The organism is Collinsella sp. AM24-1 (assembly GCF_003470325.1).
Classification (GTDB): domain Bacteria; phylum Actinomycetota; class Coriobacteriia; order Coriobacteriales; family Coriobacteriaceae; genus Collinsella.
In genome coordinates this window covers 33,745-47,877 of the sequence record NZ_QRHM01000016.1, presented here as the reverse complement: position 1 = coordinate 47,877, position 14,133 = coordinate 33,745, and the positions used below count along the sequence as shown (strand labels likewise).

Annotated in this window: 12 protein-coding genes and 1 tRNA gene; 8 read left to right on the top strand and 5 right to left on the bottom strand. The window is 60.4% G+C overall.

All coding sequences use genetic code 11. The features are described 5' to 3' along the window. Positions 1–236: 236 nt before the first annotated feature. The 8 genes from DW661_RS07170 to DW661_RS07135 all read left to right on the top strand — a co-directional run bounded on the left by DW661_RS07170 (position 237) and on the right by DW661_RS07135 (position 8,410). Positions 237–500, top strand: coding sequence for an HPr family phosphocarrier protein (locus tag DW661_RS07170; RefSeq protein ID WP_022094575.1), 264 nt, complete (start codon positions 237–239; stop codon positions 498–500). Positions 501–633: 133 nt separating this feature from the next. Further along, the gene (ptsP, locus tag DW661_RS07165) at positions 634–2,337 is read left to right on the top strand and encodes a phosphoenolpyruvate--protein phosphotransferase (protein ID WP_035138206.1); all 1,704 of its coding nucleotides are present in this window, start codon (positions 634–636) and stop codon (positions 2,335–2,337) included. 74 nt (positions 2,338–2,411) lie between these two features. Further along, positions 2,412–3,344 carry a 1-phosphofructokinase family hexose kinase gene (locus DW661_RS07160; RefSeq protein WP_055250439.1) on the top strand — a complete coding sequence of 311 codons (933 nt, stop codon included), beginning with the start codon at positions 2,412–2,414 and terminating at the stop codon, positions 3,342–3,344. A gap of 183 nt (positions 3,345–3,527) precedes the next feature. Next, positions 3,528–4,460 (top strand): 1-phosphofructokinase family hexose kinase, encoded by a 933-nt coding sequence (locus DW661_RS07155; RefSeq protein ID WP_117583462.1) that lies wholly within the window; start codon positions 3,528–3,530, stop codon positions 4,458–4,460. Positions 4,461–4,624: 164 nt separating this feature from the next. After that, a complete protein-coding gene (locus DW661_RS07150; RefSeq protein ID WP_118935191.1) occupies positions 4,625–6,019 on the top strand; it encodes a CCA tRNA nucleotidyltransferase in 1,395 nt (464 codons plus the stop codon). A 128-nt stretch (positions 6,020–6,147) separates the two neighbouring features. After that, positions 6,148–6,224, top strand: a tRNA-Glu gene (locus DW661_RS07145). Between the two features lie 150 nt (positions 6,225–6,374). After that, the gene (locus DW661_RS07140; protein WP_117757230.1) at positions 6,375–7,682 is read left to right on the top strand and encodes a lysylphosphatidylglycerol synthase transmembrane domain-containing protein; all 1,308 of its coding nucleotides are present in this window, start codon (positions 6,375–6,377) and stop codon (positions 7,680–7,682) included. Between the two features lie 116 nt (positions 7,683–7,798). Continuing rightward, positions 7,799–8,410: a TetR/AcrR family transcriptional regulator gene (locus tag DW661_RS07135; RefSeq protein WP_158551920.1), complete on the top strand. Its 612-nt coding sequence runs from the start codon at positions 7,799–7,801 to the stop codon at positions 8,408–8,410. 111 nt (positions 8,411–8,521) lie between these two features. Here DW661_RS07135 and DW661_RS07130 read toward each other — a convergent pair whose 3' ends face one another. From DW661_RS07130 to DW661_RS07110, 5 genes are all read right to left on the bottom strand, one after another. Further along, positions 8,522–9,838 (bottom strand): ABC transporter ATP-binding protein, encoded by a 1,317-nt coding sequence (locus DW661_RS07130; RefSeq protein ID WP_117757229.1) that lies wholly within the window; start codon positions 9,836–9,838, stop codon positions 8,522–8,524. Further along, positions 9,839–10,861: an iron ABC transporter permease gene (locus DW661_RS07125; protein WP_118935189.1), complete on the bottom strand. Its 1,023-nt coding sequence runs from the start codon at positions 10,859–10,861 to the stop codon at positions 9,839–9,841. A gap of 22 nt (positions 10,862–10,883) precedes the next feature. After that, positions 10,884–12,455 (bottom strand): ABC transporter substrate-binding protein, encoded by a 1,572-nt coding sequence (locus DW661_RS07120; protein WP_147356440.1) that lies wholly within the window; start codon positions 12,453–12,455, stop codon positions 10,884–10,886. Positions 12,456–12,459: 4 nt separating this feature from the next. Then, on the bottom strand, positions 12,460–12,993 hold the full coding sequence (locus DW661_RS07115) for a hypothetical protein (protein ID WP_118935185.1): 534 nt from the start codon (positions 12,991–12,993) through the stop codon (positions 12,460–12,462). Positions 12,994–13,139: 146 nt separating this feature from the next. Then, on the bottom strand, positions 13,140–14,066 hold the full coding sequence (locus tag DW661_RS07110) for a sirohydrochlorin cobaltochelatase (RefSeq protein ID WP_117583469.1): 927 nt from the start codon (positions 14,064–14,066) through the stop codon (positions 13,140–13,142). Between the last annotated feature and the right edge of the window lie 67 nt (positions 14,067–14,133).

Genomic DNA, 14,133 nt, shown 5'->3' with positions numbered 1-14,133 from the left:
CGCACGAGCCGAAGAGCACTTAATGTGCTCTTCGTGCGAGCAGGACTGTAGAGCAGGAAATCTCATGGCCCCCGCGCGCGGGGTCCGGGGCGAGCAAGCGGACAGAACAGACAACTGTCCAACAATTCGTGCGAAACACAATGAAAAACCGTTTGATGTGAGTTAATATAAACAACGTCGTGAATCTGACTCCTGCCGCATGCATGACAGGGGTTAAACACAAAAAGGAGTCAATTATGGTTTCTGAGAAGGCTACCCTCGTCAATCCGCAGGGTCTTCACATGCGTCCGGCTGGCCTCTTCGCCTCCACCATGGGCAAGTACGCCTGCGACGTGACGGTCGTCACCCCCGAGAAGGAGGTCAACGGCAAGTCCCCGATGGCCCTCATGGCTGCTGGTATCCCCTGCGGTACCGAGGTCGAGGTCAAGTGCGACGGCGCCGATGAGGCCGAGGCTCTGGCTGCTGCCATCGAGCTCATCAAGAGCGGTCTTGGCGAGTAGAACTCAAACGGGTCGCATGTTGAACAACTAAGTTCATATTTGGGGGCGCAGTGACCTGTTGTAAGGTAGCTGCGCTCTTTTGTCATGGATATGGCAAAACGCTTTATCACATGACACGGAGAGAGGAATGGGAATGTATCAGGGAGTCAACGCTTCCGAGGGCATCGGTATCGGCACCGTCATGGTCGCCGTCGATCCCGACTTGACGTTTGAGCCGCACGAGGTTGCTGATTCGGCAGCAGAGAAGGAGCGCTATCAGTCCGCTCTTTCGGTCTTCTGCGAGAAGACCCAGGCTCAGGCCGACCACATGAAGGAGACGGTGGGCGAGGCCGAGGCCGAGATCATGAGCGGACACATTGTCCTGGCTCAGGACCCGGGCATGACCGACGCCATCAACGCCGCCATTGACGGCGGTACCTGCGCCGAGCAGGCGCTCATGGACACCTCGACCATGTTCGAGAACATGTTCCTGTCCATGGACGACGAGATGTTCCGTCTGCGCGCGGCCGACATCGCCGACATCCGCACCGGTATTCTGGCCGAGCTGCTGGGCAAGGAGGTCGTCGACCTCTCCGTCCTGCCCGAGAACACCGTCGTTGTCGTGCACGACCTCACGCCGTCCATGACCGCCACGATCGATAAGGCCCACGTTGCCGGTATCGTTACCGAGACCGGTGGCCGCACGTCGCACTCCGCGATCATTGCGCGCGCCCTCGAGATCCCGGCTGTCCTTTCGGTTTCCAACAGCTGCACCGCGCTGCGCAACGGTATGACCGTTGTCGTCGACGGCGGCAAGGGTATCGTTGAGGCCGATCCCGACGAGGAGACGCTCGCAGCCTACACCGCCAAGGCCGAGGCTTTCGCTGCCGAGAAGGCAGCCCTCGAGGCCTTCCGTGGCAAGCCGTCTGTGACTGCCGATGGCATCAAGAAGATCATCGCCTGCAACATCGGTAACCCCGATGACGTGCCCAACGCGCTCGATCACGACGCCGAGGCCATCGGTCTGTTCCGCTCCGAGTTCCTGTTCATGGACTCTGCTGAGCTTCCTTCTGAGGAGGAGCAGTTCAACGCCTACCGTAAGGTCGCCAGCGCGCTCAAGGGTGCTCCGGTCATCATCCGCACGCTCGATGTGGGCGGCGACAAGGAGATTCCGTATCTGCACATGGTCAAGGAAGATAACCCCTTCATGGGCTTCCGCGCCGTGCGTTATTGCCTGGCCAATCCCGACCAGTACAAGGTACAGCTCCGCGCTCTGCTGCGCGCTAGCGCCTTCGGTGACGTCAAGATCATGATCCCGCTCGTCACCTGCGTCGAGGAGGTCTTGGCTGTCAAGGAGCTCGTCGAGCAGTGCAAGGCCGAGCTGACCGAAGAGGGTCGCAAGTTCAACGAGAACATCGAGGTCGGCATTATGGTCGAGACGCCCGCCGCTTCGCTGCTCGCAGACCGTCTGGCCGAGGTCGCCGACTTCTTCTCTATCGGCACCAACGACCTAATCGGCTACACCATGTGCGCCGACCGTGGCAACGACACCATCTCTAACCTGTACCAGGTGTACTATCCCGCCGTGCTCCGCTCGCTCAAGAACATCATCGAGAGCGGCGTTAAGGCCGGCATCATGGTCGGTATGTGCGGCGAGGCCGCTGCCGATCCGCTGCTCGAGCCGCTGCTGATCAGCTGGGGCCTGGAGGAGTTCTCGATGAGCGCTCCGTCGATCCTACGCGCCCGCAAGACCATCAGCCAGTGGACCAAGGCCGAGTGCGACGAGCTCGCCGAGAAGGCGCTCGCCTGCAACACCGCCGCCGAGGTCAAGGCACTGCTCGAGTCCGCAGCTCGCTAATTTGGTATCAGAGGTAACCGCGTGGTTGGAATGGGCCGGCCACGCGGCCCTCACATATACAGGGGGTACTGTAAATGTTCTACACGCTAACCGCTAACCCGGCTGTCGACATGACGGTTTCGAGCTCTCCGCTCGAGCCCGACGAGAACGTCCGCACCGGTTCGGCCAGCTACACGGCTAACGGCAAGGGCCTCGACGTGTCCTTCGCCTTTAAGAAGATGGGCGTCGACACCGTCGCGCTCGGCTTCTTCGCTGGCTTTACGGGCAAGTTTATCGTCGAGGAGGTCATGAACCTGGGCTGCTTGTGCCGCCCGGTCTGGACCGACGGTATCACGCGCATCAACACCTACGTCAACGATGGCCAGCACGAGTACGGCATCCTGAACCCCGGTGCTCCGATCACGCCGCAGCATCAGGAGGAGCTCTACAACATCCTGGACACCGCGGGCGACCTTGAGTGCCTGATCGTCTCCGGCTCCGTGCCTCCCAAAGCTACGCCCGACTTCCTGGCTCAGGTCATGGAGCACGCTCAGGCCCGTGGCGCCGACGTCGTCCTGGACCTGTCCTCCGACAAGCTCAAGGAGCTCGCTCACAAGAAGCCGCTGCTCATTAAGCCGAACCATCACGAGATGAAGGCTATCTTCGGCGTGCCGGTCGACACCGACGACGAGGTCCGCGTTGCCATGAAGCTGGCTCACGAGGCCGGCGTCCAGAACGTGCTGCTCACCCGTGGTAGCCGCGGTGACGCTTACTTCTCCAACGGCGAGGACATCTGGTATGCCAAGCGTGAGTTCAACATCAAGCTTGTCTCTTCCGTCTGCGCCGGCGACTGCACCCTCGCTGCGTTCCTGCACAAGTGGTACAGGGATCGCGACAACGTCGAGGAGGCCATGAAGCTCGCTATGGCCACCGGCGCCAACGTTGCTGAGTCCGTCGGCATCGGCGACTTTGGTCACGTCGACGAGTACAGCAAGCGCGTTGCCGTTCGCAAGCTCGATCGCAAGTAAGCGAAACACGACAAACTCGTGCGCATACGGCGTCCCGGTTTCGACCGGGGCGCCGTTTTTTGTCCCACTCGAACCTCGGAGCCGCGCTTCACGCGTTCCACACCGTTCACCGAGTTGTTGTAGCCTTTTGCCGAAGCGTGGAATATACTTTCATTAACACGTTGCTTCGTGAAAGGAACATTCATGATTTACACGCTTACTGCAAATCCCGCTATTGACTACAACATCTCCTGCGATGGCTTGTCCGCCAACACCGTTACCCGCACCCGTAACGCTGTCTACACCCCCAACGGCAAGGGTCTCAACGTTTCGTTTACGCTCGACCACTACGGCGTCGACACCACGATCCTGGGCTTCTTCGCCGGCTTCTCGGGTGAGTATATCGTTAAGGGCGCCGAGGCCCTGGGCGTGCCCGTCAAGCCCGTGTGGACTGACGGCATCACGCGTGTTAACGTGTTCCTCAACGCCGGTCCCGACACCGAGTACAACATGGTCAACGCCGGTGCCGCCATCAACGAAGCCAACGAGCAGGAGATGTTTGAGCTTATCGATTCGCTCGATGACATGACCTGCCTGGTTATCAGCGGCTCGCTGCCCCCCAACACCTCCGAGAGCTTCCTGGCAGAGGTCCTGCGTCGCGTGAAGGCGAAGGGCGCCGAGTTCGTGCTCGATATCTCGAGCCATCAGCTGGCCGACCTCATTGCTATGGAGCCGTTGCTCATTAAGCCTAACGACGACGAGCTGCTCGACATCTTTGGCATTAAGGTGAGCGGTGGCGACGACGAGTCCGTCAAGGGCGCCATGGCCGAGCTGCACGCCAAGGGCGCTAAGAATGTACTGCTGACGCTCGGCGGCGACGGCGCGTACTTCTCCAACGGCGAGCACATCTGGTTTGCCAACCGCACCTTCGACGTCAAGCTGCTGTCGACCGTCTGCGCGGGCGACTCCTCGCTGGCCGCCTTCCTGTCCGTGTGGCACGACGCCCCCGAGCGCGTCGAGGATGCCCTGCGCCTCTCGATGGCCACCGGCGCCAACGTGGTCGAGTGCCCGGGTCTGGGCGATTTTGCCAAGGTCGATGAGTATCAGAAGGGTATTGCAATCCGTCAGGTTTGCTAGTTCCGGCACCTTGCCTGAATAGTTCAATTATTTCGCATCCGTCTTAGACCAGGACGGATGCGTTTTTGTTTATCGGACTTGCGTGTGCAGTGGAGGCTGTTTCTTGCTAGACTTCTTGCAGACGCAATCGATAGCCAATTTGATAGTCGCAGGAGGCCATAGGCATGTGCAATGTTTCGCTCAACGGTACGCAGCCGACCGATGCCTCTATCCGTGTCCTGCGTGCGCTTGAGGCAGCAGGTCTTGAGGCTTGGTACGTGGGCGGTTGGGTACGTGATGCCCTGATGGGACGCCCCAGCCACGATGTTGACATGTGCTGCAGCGGCCTGTGGCAGGAGTCCAAAGAGGCGCTCGAAGCGGCTGATATTGCCGTGGTTGAGTCGGGCATAAAATTTGGCGGCATCACGGCTATTTGCGATGATGAGCGCATTGAGGTCACCACCTACCGCCTAGACGGCTTTTACACCGACGGCCGCCATCCCCAGAGTGTGGAGCGTGCGGCGTCGCTTGAGGACGATCTGGCGCGTCGTGACTTTACCGTTAACGCTATGGCCTGGCATCCCGAGCGTGGTCTTGTCGACCGCTACGATGGTCAGGGCGACCTAGACCGCAAGCTCATCCGCGCCGTTGGAGATCCCAAGCGTCGTTTTAACGAGGACGCGCTTCGCATGCTGCGCGCGGTGCGTTTTGCCTGCCGTCTGGATTTTATGATCGAGCCTAAGACTAAACAGGCGCTTGCCGAGTGCGCGCCGCTGCTCGATGCTGTGGCGCGCGAGCGCGTGGGCATTGAGCTCGAGGGTATCCTTTCGACCGGCCATGGGGGAGACGCGATGCTGCGCTACCCCGAGCTTGTTTGCGCCGCGGTGCCCGAGCTCGCGTCCGCTCGCGGGTTTGATCAACGCAGCGTCTATCATGCGTTTAACGTCTACGAGCATATCGCCCGCGTGCTGACGGTGGCGGGGGAGTTGGCGCTGTGCGACGGCTTTACACCCTCAATGAGCCTAATGTGGGCGGCGTTTTTGCACGACGTTTCCAAACCCGAGTGCTTTACGGTCGATCACGACGGCAGCGGCCACTTCTACGGTCATCCCGAGCTCGGCGCCAAGAAGGCGCGTGTCATCATGGATCGCCTGGCGCTCTCGCACGATTTGGTGCGCGATGTGTGCCTGCTGATCAAATACCATGACAAGCCGCTGCGCCCCGAGCGCTCCTGCCTGCTCAATATGATGCGCGCGCTTTCGGGCGAGGGTGTCGATACGCCGCGTCTGATGGACGAGCTCATGGACCTTAAGCGTGCCGACACGCTCGGCAAGGCGCCCTCGTGCTTCTATTACGTCGAGACGATCGAGGAGATGCGTACGCTCGCCCACGATCTGCTGCAGGCGGGGGAGCCCTATACACTCAAGATGCTTGCCATCAATGGTGGCGATCTGATCCGCGCCGGCGTCAAGCCGGGGCCGGAGCTGGGGCAGCTTCTCAACGCTGCCCTCGACGCCGTGATCGAGGACAACATCCCCAACAACCGCGAAGCCCTCCTGGCTCATCTCAACTTGAACTAGCTAACCAGTTGACCTGCGCGTTCCATAACCTGCCGACAATTTTTTCGGCAATTTGGAATTTCTTCTTGCGCTGATGTTTTTTGTCCCGTAATATATTTCCTCGCAGCACGGCAGTGCAGATGTCATGTGGCCCGTTCGTCTAGCGGTTTAGGACGCCGCCCTCTCAAGGCGGAGATCACCAGTTCGAATCTGGTACGGGCTACCACGCATCTGATACCCGGTCTTCCCATGGAAGGCCGGGTTTTTTATTTTCAAACAACCGTCTGCAATTCCCGTTTGAACCAGAGCTTTGCGTTCTGCCTATGGCCCTTACGGGTACAATAACCAAGATATTTGGACGGTCAGAAGGAGTCTCATGACGGAGTCCTCTCAGCATACGTCTAAGCCCCAGGTCGAGGTTGAGGCCTCGGGCGGAGATGACAATAAGAGCGCACGCCGCGGCGCCATCTTTATCGGCGTCGTGCTGGTGGGTTATATCGTCTATCTGGTGGTAACCGGGCAGATGGGGCAGTTCTGGGCCGCTATGTCGAGCGTCCAGGCGCCATGGCTCGTTATCGCGTGTCTTTGCATGTTCATGTATCTGTTCTTTGGCATTGTGGCCTATGCGATCGCCGTTTGGCTCGACCCTTATTCGCCCGTCGGCATTCGCGACCTGATCTCGGTCGAGGCGAGCGGTATCTTCTTTGGCAACCTGACGCCCATGATGATGGGCTCTACGCCCGCCCAGATTTACCGCCTGACCAAGGCAGGCCAAAATGTCGGCGAGGCCGGTGCCACGCAGTTCACGCGCTTTATCGTGTATCAGTTTGGCCTCGTTGCCTGGGGCGCCATTCTGCTGCTTGCCCGAATGCCGTTTTTCGCCGAGCGCTATGGCGACATGACGCTGCTGTGCGTCTTTAGCTTTGGCGGTCACTGCTGCATTCTGCTTGGCATCTTTGCCGTCGCGCTCATGCCTAAGACCGTCACGCGCGTCGCGCACTGCATTATCAATTGGCTCGAGCGAATGGGCGTCTCGGCCACCAAGATTGAGGGCTGGCGTACGTTTGTCGACGGCGAAATCTACTCTTTCTCCGAGAAGTTCAAGCTTTCAGCCGGCCACTTTTCGTCCATGCTGCTCACGGTGGTCATCACCATGATGCAGCTCGCGTTTTTCTACCTCGTGCCGTATTTCCTGATGCTTGCCTTTGGCCACCACGAGGTCGACTTTTTCTCGGTCATGGCCGCGAGCGCCTTTGTCCAGCTGTTGAGCTCTGCGGTCCCCTTGCCCGGTGGAACTGGTGGCGCTGAGGGCGGCTTTGCATTGTTCTTGGGTCATTTCTTTGGGTCGGCTTCGACCGCCGGCTATCTGCTGTGGCGCCTCATTACGTTTATTGCGCCGACCATTTTGGCTGCGCCCCTGTTGGGCCTTAAGAGCGCCCACAACGAGAGCATCCATGCGCGCTGGGATCGCGTGATGCGCAAACTCGGCCGCACGCCTCAGACGCCCTCTGCGCCCACTAAGCCGCACCCCACGAATGCTGTTACCGTTGATCCCAAGAAGCACGCTCAGAAGGCTTCTGGGACCGCTAAGCCGGCTCATAAAGCCTATGTGCGCCAGACAGGCGACGGTATTCGCGTATCTCCGTCGGCACTCAATAAGAAGAAGCACCCTAAGTCGCAGTAGGGCAGTCGTGCGTTCTTCATATTGCCGGGCTTTTTTGTGCCGGATGGGGGATAATCCTCTTACGTAGATTATCTCTCATCTGTTGATGAATGCCCGCATATCGAAGGGACACGCCCATGGCCACCAGCAAACCGCGTATTGATCGCCGCATCGTTCGCAGCCGCAATGCCATCCTTTCCGCTTTCGAGCGCCTGCTCATGGAAAAGCCGCTGGCAGACATTACGGTGAGTGCCATCGCGCGCGAGGCCAATGTCGACCGCAAGACCTTTTACGTTCACTTTGGTACGGTCGACGGCCTGCTCGATGCCATTGCCGTCGATGTGGTGGAGATGATTGTCGACTCGGTCGAGAAAACGCTTGCTTCAATGGACGGTGACACCAACGAGCGCGCCCTGGGAGCGGCGGCGACCTTCTTTAAAACCGTTAACGAGGCGTTATGCAACAACCTGGTGCTCAATCGTCAGCTGATCGAGAACATTCCGCTCGATGATTTTATGGCTCGTCTTCGTGCACCGCTCGAGCACGAGATTGCCGAGCGCAATCTGCTGCCCCAAGGCCTTAAGGATGAGATGTTCGACTACTATCTGGCGTTTTTGCTGTCAGGCATTATCGGTATCTATCGCACGTGGGCGCTGTCTGACGGCTCGGTTCCTATTGAGCGCGTCTCTGAGGTCGCCAACGACCTGACTCTCAATGGCCTGTCGAGTCTGGAATCTCGCTTGGATTAGGCCTAATTGGGCTCGTCGGCGTGGAAATTCCTGTTCATGAAGTTCTCCGGCGCCTTGTAGACCTCGCCGCGTAGGAGCTGTAGCCTGAGGATCCTTAAAAGAAAGTCCAGTTTATCCTTCCCACTCCAATTGGGAATCCTCCGATGCGCCTTCGCACGCTTGCATGACCTCGATACCATGCGATCGTGCGAACTCGACGAGCTCTACGTTGCGGGCGTTTATGGTGCCGAAGGCGGCGGGGCACACGATAAGACGCGCGCAGTGGACGAGGAGCTCTTTGGCGCGGGCTATGGTTTTATCCCCGATCGGCTCGAAGGCGCGCTCGGCCACGCATTCCGCCGCTAGGTCGCGCGCAAGCTCGCAGTCGATGTCCCCTTCGTGCAGAACGCCCGCGTAGAACGCCTTGCCCTGCCGGATGAGCTGGCGAAACACAGCCGACCCCGTACCTGCGCCGGCGATGACGAACGTGTGCGCATCGCCGTGCGGGCGTCCAATTTCCACGCTGCCGAAGCGCTCGTTGAAGGTGCCATGTTGAAGGCCGTAGAGCTCGCCAATCGTCTCGCGCGTGAATATGTCCTCGGGTGCGCCGGCGCGGAAGACCCGGCCGTCCTTCACGCAAATCACCTTGTCGGCGCTTTTCTGCGCGAGCTCGAGTTCGTGGATGGACATGATGACAGCCACATTCCGCGATTTCGCAAGGTGGCGAAGTATTCGCAGCAGGTCGATCTGGTAGCGGATATCGAGATACGACGTGGGCTCGTCGAGCACGAGCACACGCGGATCCTGTGCGATGGCGCGTGCGAGCATGACGCGCTGGCGTTGCCCGTCGCTTATCTGCATGAAGTCGCACTCGGCGAGCTCTTCCATATGTGCGGTTTTCATGGCCTCGTCGACCCGACTATGGTCGTTAGGCGAGAGTGCGCCCATTCGCCCGGTGTAGGGATGTCTTCCCGCCTCTACGATATCGCGGCAGGTGAGGAGCTCGGTCCGGGGGCGATCTGTCAGCATAACGGCAAGGTTCCTTGCGAACTCCGCCGTCTTCCATCGGGAAATCTCCCGCCCGTCGAGCTCGACCGCGCCGGCAAGCGGTGCCAGATGGCGTGTGATGGTTTTCAAGATGGTCGACTTGCCCGAGCCGTTCGGCCCGATGAGCGCCACGACATCGCCCGGGCGAACCTCCAGATCGACGCCTTCGACTACGACCTTCTTGTCGTAGCCCGCCGACAGGTCGCTTATGCGGAAAAGCGGCGCTCCGTCAGCCTGCGTTTCGACCGGAGTTTCGAGGTTCGGCTCCGCTCGGAGGAGGCGTTCCTCGCGCAGTTCCGCACGAGCCGAAAGTGCCTTCTGGCGCTTTCGTGCGAGCTCAGGACTGTCTAAGCATGGAATGTCCCCTCCGAGCGTTTTGGGCCGCGGCGCGAATTCTCCCATCTACCTCACCCGCTTCTTCAACATGAGCGCGATAACCACCGGCGCGCCGAAGATGGCGGTGACAGCGCTGATGGAAAGTTCGACAGGAGAGAACAGTGTGCGCGCGATCAAATCGCAGCCCGCGCAGAAGATGGCGCCTCCCAAGAAGCACGCAGGAATCACGCGGATGGGCTTCGACGACTTTAGCACCGACTTCACGAGATGCGGAACCGCAATGCCTACGAACGACACCGGACCAGCGAACGCGGTCACGCAGGCGGAGAGCATGCTCGCTAGAAGGACGAGCGCCACGCGGAAGCGTGCGACGTTCACGCCGACGCTTTTCGCGTAGGCTTCTCCCAGCTGGAAGGCGGAAAGGGGCTTCGATATCGCGAATACGCATGCGCTTACGGTGATCACCACGGCCGTGATGACCGCGACGTCGTCCCAGCTCGAACCCGAGAAGCTACCCAAAGACCAGTTGTGCAGGTTCACGATGGACTGGTCGTCTGCGAAGGCGATGAGGAAGTTCGTCGCCGCCGAGCAGATGTATCCCACCATGACGCCCGCCACGATGAGCATGGCCATGGAACTTATGCGCCGTGCAATGAGGAGCACGAAACCGATGGTGATAAGCGAGCCCAGAAACGCTGCGGCCACCATGGCCGGCGAGGACATGGCCTGGTTTGCGCCCAGAAGTACGATCATCGTAAGCGCGACGACGAACTTTGCGCCCGAGGAGACGCCCAAGATGAACGGGTCGGCGATGGGGTTGTTGAAAAACGTCTGCAGCAGGAACCCGGAGAGCGAAAGTGCCCCGCCGAGAAGCACGGCTGAAAGTACGCGCGGCAGTCGAATCTCCCAGATGACCTGGCTTTCCATGGAATTGGCCGCGCCGCCCGAAAGGATGCCGGGGATGTGGTCTGCGGGCACGAGCACGCTCCCGATGCACAGGTTGGTCCCGATGAGCACGATGAGGGCAACAGCGAGCAGCGCCGTCACGACGCGACACCGCGCGGCGCGCCCCGATTCGTCGTATGCCATGGAAAGTCGGCTTCTCATGGTGCTAGCCGAGCTTCCTCAGATAATGGAAGTCGCTCGTGTCATCGCCGGTGAACGCCCCGTGCAGCTCGTCGATAATGTCGGCGGTAGAAGTCATCTGCTGGTACATGTCGGCGCTTGTGACCCAGACGTTGCCGTTCTTCACGGCTTTGAACTGCGACAATAGCGCGTTTTTGCCTACGAAGTCGTTCAAGGTGGCAACCGATTCGTCGATGGTGCCGTTGTAGACGATGATGTCGGCATCCTTCGCTGTCGCGTAGAAGCGCTCCATTTCGAGCGTTACTGACGAACCTGACGTCGACGCCGTCTGCGCGTCATCGAGCGCGTAGCTGCCGCCTGCAAGCTCGATCATCTGCGCCACGTAGTCGCCCGCCCGCCGCGTGACGGCGGCCCCGTTCGAGTTAATGTAGAAATACGCCACGGTTTTACCTGACGACGCGAGCCCCGACGTTTGCTCGACGCGGGCCTTCTGCTCGTTGAACAGGTGCGTGGCCTCGTCTTCCTTGTCGAACAGGACGCCGAAAAGCTTAATCCACTCGACGCGCCCGAGTGCTTTGGGCTCGCTCGACGACTGTTCGGTGAGCACGACGAGCCCGAGCTTCTGCAGCTTTTCCTTCACATCGGGCGTGTGGTTGATCATGGTGTTCTCGATGGCGAGCGTGCAGCCCGAGGCCGATATTCGCTCGTAGTCGGGCGCGCTGTACTTGCCGCCGTAGGCGATCGCCCCACTTCCGAGCGCGCTTTTGAAGCCCGCGACCGAGCAATCGTCGGCTTTCGTGCCCGACATTAAGATATTGTCGTTCGCATCGAGCGCGTCGACCAGGCACATCGTCGCCGACGACACGAGGTACACCTTGTCGGCGGGGCGCCTTATGACCGCGATGTCGGAGCTTAACCCATCAGGTACCTTCGCATCTTGCGGCACCACGAGGAAGCGCTCCCCGTTCGAAACGCAGATAAGCCGCAGGCCGCCTTCGAACTCGTCGACAGTGAAGTGCTCGGCGTATTCAAGCTGAAGCGCTCCCGTCGGCTCCCAGCCGCAGCCCAAATCGGCGTTGTGGAAGTCGGCCGCGGCGCTTGAAGCCGTTCCCGCAGGGGAGCCGCCGCTTGCATCGTCGCCCGATTTCTCCTTCATGGTGGATGAGTCGAAGTGGAGCGTGTAGTCGATGGTGTGCGGCGTCGACATGGCGACGGTCTCGGCCGACACGGCGATGTCCTCGTCGAGCGTGACGGGTATCTCGAACGTGGAGTTGCCGCCGTCGTTTACGGGCGCGTAGTCCACGCCGTCGACGGTCATCTTGTCGTAGTTCGAACTCGACCAGGTGATGGTCGCGGTGTAGGTGTCGCCATCCTTCACAATTGTGGTGGGTGAGGCGATGCTTGCGCGCCCTGACCCGCCGGAAAGCGAGACGCTCACCGTGTATTCCTGAGAGCCCGCCGTGCCACCGGTCGCGTTCGGGCTCGCACTGCACCCCGCGAAGGGAAGCGCGAGCAGGGCGACGAGAACGCAGGCGATCGCGCGCGCCGCGATGCTGTGGAGCTTCCTGTTTTCCCCCTTGGGAAGAATCGACCGCATGGCGTTACTTCAGTGCGTCGGCGCGCAGATCGACGCCGGCGGATTCGAACACAAGTGTGCGGTCGTACCACTGCTCTTTTCTAATACTCCACGCGGCACAGGCGGTGTCCTCGTCGAGCGCATCAACGGGCACGTCGTAGGTGTACTTGCCTTCCGCGTTTTCCACATAGGGGATGAAGTCGGCCTCGCTCGCGGCGGCAGCCTCGTCGCCCGTGCCCATGAAGAGCTTGCCGTAGCCCGTGCCGGAAAGCGTCATCACGCAGTGCATGGAGCCGTTTTCCACGATGAGCTGGGCGTCCACGATCCTGAACATGTTCGAGCTGGAATCTACGGTGATTGGATAGGTGCCGTCGGCCATCTTGTCGGCGGTGATGGGGGCAGCGCTTGCGCCCGCGGGCGCATCGGCCGCCTGTTCGGTCTTTTCCTGGGAATCGGCATCGCTTGCCTTTGCGCTGTCGATTGAATTTCCGGCGCAGCCGGCGAGCGAGAATGCGCAAAGCGCCGCCGACAGGGCGAAGACGAGGGTTTTCTTCAACATGGAGGGGGTTCCTTTCAATCGCTTCGACCGCCCGTGCCGTGCGGTGGGCGGTCGGGATGCGAATGCAACGGGCATGCGTCGTCAGTCGGGGAAAGGCGCATGCCCGTTGCACGGGGACGCGACCGGCGCCCCCGTGCGCGGCGAGTTTACAGCTTGGCGATGGCGTCGTCCACGTGCGAGACGTAGATGTCGTCGACCGCGACGTTCTGTCCCAGACCCTGGAGCAGGCACGTCACTTCGAAGCCGGCGGCCACGAACTTCGCAGCCCAGCTGTCGGGGTCGGTCTCGTCTGCCATGTCGTTGTTCGCGTGGTCGCCCGCGACCACCATGAACGGCGCGAGCACGGCCTTCTTGTAGCCTGCGGCGCTCGCGGCGGCGATAACATCCTCGCAGGTCGGTTCAGCCTCGACGGTGCCGACGAAGAACTGCGTCAAACCCTCGTTCTTGAACACTTCCTGCATCTTGGCATAGTCGGCGTTGGAATCGGCTTCGGTGCCGTGGCCCATGAGGCACAGCGCCGTCTCGCCGTCGTCGAAGGACGCCATGTTCTCCTTAATGGCTGCGGCCACCTTTTTGTAGTCGTCGTCGGAGGTGAGCAGCGGGTCGCCGAGCGAGATCTTGTCGAACTTGTCGGCGTACTTGTCGAGCTCGTCTTTCACGTCGGCGTATTCCAGGCCAGCCATGAGATGCGTCGGCTGCACGACGATTTCCTTCACGCCGTCTTCCACGCAGCGGTCAAGCGCCTCGGTCATGTTGTCGATCGTGATGCCGTCGCGCTTCTTCAGCTTGTCGATGATGATCTGCGCGGTGAAGGCGCGGCGGATGTCGTAGTCCTGCCAGTACTTCTCGCGGATAGCGTCTTCGATGGCGCCGATGGTGATGTGGCGCGAGTCGTTGTAGCTCGTGCCGAAGCTCGTGACGAGGATGACCGGCTTCGCGGCCTTCTCCTTTTCACTAGATTTCTCGGAACTCGCGGAGGTGTTGGAGCAGCCCGCGAGCGCGACTCCGGCGAGCGCGACGGCTCCGGTTGCTGCGGCGCCCATGAAGCCGCGGCGTGACATCTGGTCGGACATGTTTTTTCCTTTCCTCGGTTTGCCGGTCCCCCGGCGACAGTTGCTTGTCGGCACAAGCGAAAGAAAA

What these genes read in the sequence shown, in the direction of transcription:
- DW661_RS07130 (WP_117757229.1), bottom strand. Translation starts at nt 9,838, where the DNA reads ATGGGAGAATTCGCGCCGCGGCCCAAAACGCTCGGAGGGGACATTCCA.
- DW661_RS07160 (WP_055250439.1), top strand. Translation starts at nt 2,412, where the DNA reads ATGTTCTACACGCTAACCGCTAACCCGGCTGTCGACATGACGGTTTCG.
- DW661_RS07150 (WP_118935191.1), top strand. Translation starts at nt 4,625, where the DNA reads ATGTGCAATGTTTCGCTCAACGGTACGCAGCCGACCGATGCCTCTATC.
- ptsP (WP_035138206.1), top strand. Translation starts at nt 634, where the DNA reads ATGTATCAGGGAGTCAACGCTTCCGAGGGCATCGGTATCGGCACCGTC.
- DW661_RS07110 (WP_117583469.1), bottom strand. Translation starts at nt 14,066, where the DNA reads ATGTCCGACCAGATGTCACGCCGCGGCTTCATGGGCGCCGCAGCAACC.
- DW661_RS07170 (WP_022094575.1), top strand. Translation starts at nt 237, where the DNA reads ATGGTTTCTGAGAAGGCTACCCTCGTCAATCCGCAGGGTCTTCACATG.
- DW661_RS07135 (WP_158551920.1), top strand. Translation starts at nt 7,799, where the DNA reads ATGGCCACCAGCAAACCGCGTATTGATCGCCGCATCGTTCGCAGCCGC.
- DW661_RS07140 (WP_117757230.1), top strand. Translation starts at nt 6,375, where the DNA reads ATGACGGAGTCCTCTCAGCATACGTCTAAGCCCCAGGTCGAGGTTGAG.
- DW661_RS07120 (WP_147356440.1), bottom strand. Translation starts at nt 12,455, where the DNA reads ATGCGGTCGATTCTTCCCAAGGGGGAAAACAGGAAGCTCCACAGCATC.
- DW661_RS07155 (WP_117583462.1), top strand. Translation starts at nt 3,528, where the DNA reads ATGATTTACACGCTTACTGCAAATCCCGCTATTGACTACAACATCTCC.
- DW661_RS07115 (WP_118935185.1), bottom strand. Translation starts at nt 12,993, where the DNA reads ATGTTGAAGAAAACCCTCGTCTTCGCCCTGTCGGCGGCGCTTTGCGCA.
- DW661_RS07125 (WP_118935189.1), bottom strand. Translation starts at nt 10,861, where the DNA reads ATGGCATACGACGAATCGGGGCGCGCCGCGCGGTGTCGCGTCGTGACG.